This is a genomic window from Acinetobacter sp. V2 (genome assembly GCF_001188385.1).
In the GTDB taxonomy this organism is placed as follows: domain Bacteria; phylum Pseudomonadota; class Gammaproteobacteria; order Pseudomonadales; family Moraxellaceae; genus Acinetobacter; species Acinetobacter oleivorans.
Genome location: NZ_JZFB01000001.1, coordinates 486,954 through 490,838 on the forward strand (window position 1 = coordinate 486,954; position 3,885 = coordinate 490,838).

Annotated in this window: 3 protein-coding genes and 2 pseudogenes; all 5 read left to right on the forward strand. The window is 35.8% G+C overall.

Annotation, left to right across the window (positions count from 1 at the left end):
* Nucleotides 1–216: pseudogene (locus UC75_RS19795) on the forward strand (putative 4-hydroxy-4-methyl-2-oxoglutarate aldolase); the annotation flags it as partial.
* A gap of 21 nt (nt 217–237) precedes the next feature.
* The gene (locus tag UC75_RS02265) at nt 238–1,020 is read left to right on the forward strand and encodes a glutathione S-transferase N-terminal domain-containing protein (protein ID WP_128825114.1); all 783 of its coding nucleotides are present in this window, start codon (nt 238–240) and stop codon (nt 1,018–1,020) included.
* A gap of 142 nt (nt 1,021–1,162) precedes the next feature.
* Nucleotides 1,163–2,095: a Dyp-type peroxidase gene (locus UC75_RS02270; RefSeq protein WP_128825115.1), complete on the forward strand. Its 933-nt coding sequence runs from the start codon at nt 1,163–1,165 to the stop codon at nt 2,093–2,095.
* Nucleotides 2,096–2,177: 82 nt separating this feature from the next.
* Nucleotides 2,178–2,534 carry a hypothetical protein gene (locus tag UC75_RS02275; RefSeq protein WP_004792661.1) on the forward strand — a complete coding sequence of 119 codons (357 nt, stop codon included), beginning with the start codon at nt 2,178–2,180 and terminating at the stop codon, nt 2,532–2,534.
* Nucleotides 2,535–2,668: 134 nt separating this feature from the next.
* Nucleotides 2,669–3,885, forward strand: a pseudogene (locus UC75_RS19800) (transcription-repair coupling factor); the annotation flags it as partial.

The following is a 3,885-nucleotide window of genomic DNA, read 5'->3' on the forward strand; positions in this document are numbered from 1 at the left end:
GGTGTCGTGATTTACGGTTGTGTACGAGATGTAGATGCGCTTGCAACTTTGGATTTAGGCGTACATGCATTGGCTGCAATTCCGCAAAAAAGTAATCGTAAAGGCATTGGTGAAGTAGATATTAATTTGTATTTTGGTGGTGTCACAATTCAATCAGGTGATTTTATCTATGCTGATAATAATGGAATTGTGATTGCAAAAGAAAAATTAGTCTAATTCTCTAATATAAAGGAACGCATGATGGTGATTCATCAAATTAAAGTACTTCAAGCAGTTGTATCTGCAATTGCTGAAGGCGGTAGGGGCGTAACAGGCACTGCTTTTCCTCAGCAACCTGTAAAAGCTTTGAAGCTATATGAATTTGAAGGTTCACCATTTTGTCGCCGCGTTCGTGAAGTGATTACACTTTTGAATCTGGATGTCGAAATTTATCCATGTCCTAAAGGCGGAACAAAGTATCGTTCAGTTGTAAAAGAAAAAGGCGGGAAATTACAATTTCCTTTTTTAATTGATGAAAATACTGGTGATCAGCTATACGAATCACAAGATATTATTCATCATTTATTTAAACACTACGGTAAGACTGGAAAGACACCTCAGAAATTTTCGAGTTACCCGAACATGCCGTATGTGGCATTTGCAGGGACCATATTAAATGGTGCTCGTGGAGTTTGGATAAATAAAAAAATTGTTGATAGAGCTGCTCCTGAGCAAAAGCTTGAGTTATGGAGTTTTGAGGCAAGCCCTTATTCAAGAGTCGTAAGAGGTTTACTCTGTGAGCTTGAGCTTCCATATATTTTGCATAATGTTGCAAAAGAGAGATGGCAAGATCAGGGCCCAGCTATTCTTCGTTTAAAACCAGGTAAATATGTACCTTTAAAAGGTGGAAAAAGAGAAAAAATATTGCCTGTTATGCAAGGTAAAATGCAGGTGCCATATTTGGTAGATCCGAATACAGGAGTGAAGATGTTTGAGTCTGCTCAAATCGTAAAATATTTAAAGAAGCAATATGGGCGTTAATTAATGTCTATTTTAGTAAGAGTTTAAGGTGCTTTACTTAAACTCTTACCAATCTCAGATTTCATTACAAGATGTATGAAAAGAAAATGAGTATGCTAAATTAATAAGGTTAATTACCTAAAAGGCATATTTTATGGAATGTATGAGAATTCAGCCTGTAACGAGCGCTCCTGGTGAAAATGCATTATTTATTGTATTAGGACTGGCTCAAGGTGATTCTGTAATAGAAAAAGTAAAAGATTTTGCTGCTAATTTTTCAGCGCTAACCAGAAGTCTGTCTAATCGTTACCCAGAAAGTAAATTTAATGCGACGTTGGGTTTTAGTTCAAATGCATGGGATATTTTATTCCCAGAGCAAGCGAAGCCTCAAGAGTTACAACCATTTCAAGAAATTAGAGGCCCGAAATATACGGCTGTCTCAACTCCAGGTGATTTATTTTTTCATATTCGTGCCGATCGTCAGGCTTTATGTTACGAGCTGGGCAATATAATTAATCAACAGCTTGGTAAAGTAACGTATCCAATTGATGAAGTTCATGGTTTTCGTTATTTTGACGGACGTGCAATTATTGGTTTTGTTGATGGGACTGAGAACCCGGAACCAGTTATTGCAGCCCAGTGGGCGTTAGTGGGTAATGAAGATCCTGATTTTGTCGGGGGAAGTTATGCTTTTATTCAAAAATATATACATGACATGGAGAAATGGCGTTCATTAACCGATGAAGAGCAAGAAAAAGTGATTGGGCGCAAAAAGTTCAATGATGTTGAACTTGGTGATGATGAAAAGCCTTTAACTGCTCATAATGTTGTAAGTAAAGCTCATGATACAGATGGCAATGAACTTAAAATTATGCGAGCTAATATGCCTTTTTCAAATCCGTCTAGAAATGAATATGGTACATTCTTTATTGGTTACTCACGTAAATTTAGTACAACTCGACAAATGCTTGAAAACATGTTTTTAGGCAATGAGCAGGGTAATCTTGATCGATTGCTTGACTTTAGTACTGCTCAGACTGGCACCTTGTTTTTTGTACCAACTGTCGATTTCCTTGATGATTTAGGCGATGAGTAGTTGTTAAATTAGAAGGCTTAAATGATGGAAGCAACGAGATTGCTTCCATTGCTTAAATTTAAAATTAATATGATGTGATGAAATGTTTAAGAAGATAACTCAGCTTTTTCAAGGCTCAAAAGAAACGCCAGAACAACTTTACTTGCAAGAGAATCAATTAAAATTTGATTCTGAACGAGGCCCTATCATTAACGATGTAGTAATCAATGAGAAATGGTCAGAACATCTTGAGTATTTCTCAAACCGCAAATTACAAAATTTTGATAATCTTCAGAAGTTATTCCTCATTACTCCACAAATTAATGAAAAAATTGATCTGGAAATCGCAACCCAGCGCTATGTAGAAAGATTAGGAAATACACAAGAAAAGCTACTTCAGCTTAAAGCGATTATACAAATATTAAATCAATATTACGTTTTGTTTTTGCGTGATAAATAATCATAGTTAATTGATTAAAAAATATAAAAAGTAGGGCTAACTAGTAGTTTGATTTTCAAAAAAATAACTCAATTCACTAAAAACATCATGCTACTATTAGGCCTATATCTTCTTAGCTGATAAAAGCCATATACATGTTTCAACAAGAAATCTCTCAATTGAATTTACAACAGCTCAAGGCCGGTGAAAAGCGTTGGGTGGGGTCGTTATTAGGTTCATCTGCTGCATTATTATTTAAGGAAATTGCTGTTCAGCATTCGTCTTTACTTGTTGTGGTTGCCAGAAATAACCAGCATGTAGCTCAATTAGAAAGTGAACTTGAATTTTATGGCATAAAACCAACAATTTTCCCTGATTGGGAAATCTTACCGTATGATCGTTTGTCACCTCATCAAGATATTGTTTCAGAACGCCTCGCAATTTTATCTAATATGCCTCAGAAGGGTGTATTACTCCTTTCAGCAAGTACTTTAGCTCAAAGAGTTGCGCCATATTCATGGGTTTTGGGTGAACATTTTGATATTCGTGTAGGTCAAAAATTTGATTTAGAACAGCAAAAATTACGTTTAGTACAAGCTGGTTATCATTTGGTAGATACTGTTTATGATCATGGTGAGTTTGCTGTGCGTGGCAGTATTATGGATATTTTTGCCTCAGGACAAGAAGCACCTATCCGTATTGATCTGTTTGATGATGAAATTGATACCTTAAAATTCTTTGATCCAGAAACACAAAGAACGACTACAGCTTTAAAAAGTTTTACAGTTTTACCTGCAAAAGAATTCCCATTAAAAGAAGCTCGCTCAATTTTTAGAGATCGATATTCTGAACTTTTTCCTACTGCTAATCCTAAGAAAAACCCGATTTATCAAGATGTCTTAGAGGGAATTGCTTCACCAGGAATTGAATTTTATTTACCATTATTTTTTGATAAAGCACAAATGCAATCGCAAAGTACACTTACAAAGTACTTACCAAAGAATTGCATTGTAATTACAACTGATGATGTAGACACTGATTTAACTAATTTTTGGAAAGAAGTTTTCCGTCGCTACGAAGACAGACGTCATAATGTAGATCAGCCAATTCTTCCTCCTGAAGAATTATTTATTGCTCCAAACCATTTACTCAGTGCTTTAAACCAGTTTCCGCGTATGCTTGTAAGTGCCGAATTGGTTGAAGAAAAAGCTGGTGCATTAAATCTTAAGGCTGAGCAGCCGCCAAAATTAGCAGTCGATCCGAAAAAAGAAAAACCGTTTACCGTCGTCAAAAAATATATTGATAAAGCAAATCATCCCGTTTTATTGGTTGCAGAAAGTGCAGGTCGACGTGAAAGCTTAAGAGATGGTTT

Coding starts and splice junctions, on each gene's coding strand:
- UC75_RS02265 (WP_128825114.1), top strand. CDS start 238: ATGATGGTGATTCATCAAATTAAAGTACTTCAAGCAGTTGTATCTGCA.
- UC75_RS02270 (WP_128825115.1), top strand. CDS start 1,163: ATGAGAATTCAGCCTGTAACGAGCGCTCCTGGTGAAAATGCATTATTT.
- UC75_RS02275 (WP_004792661.1), top strand. CDS start 2,178: ATGTTTAAGAAGATAACTCAGCTTTTTCAAGGCTCAAAAGAAACGCCA.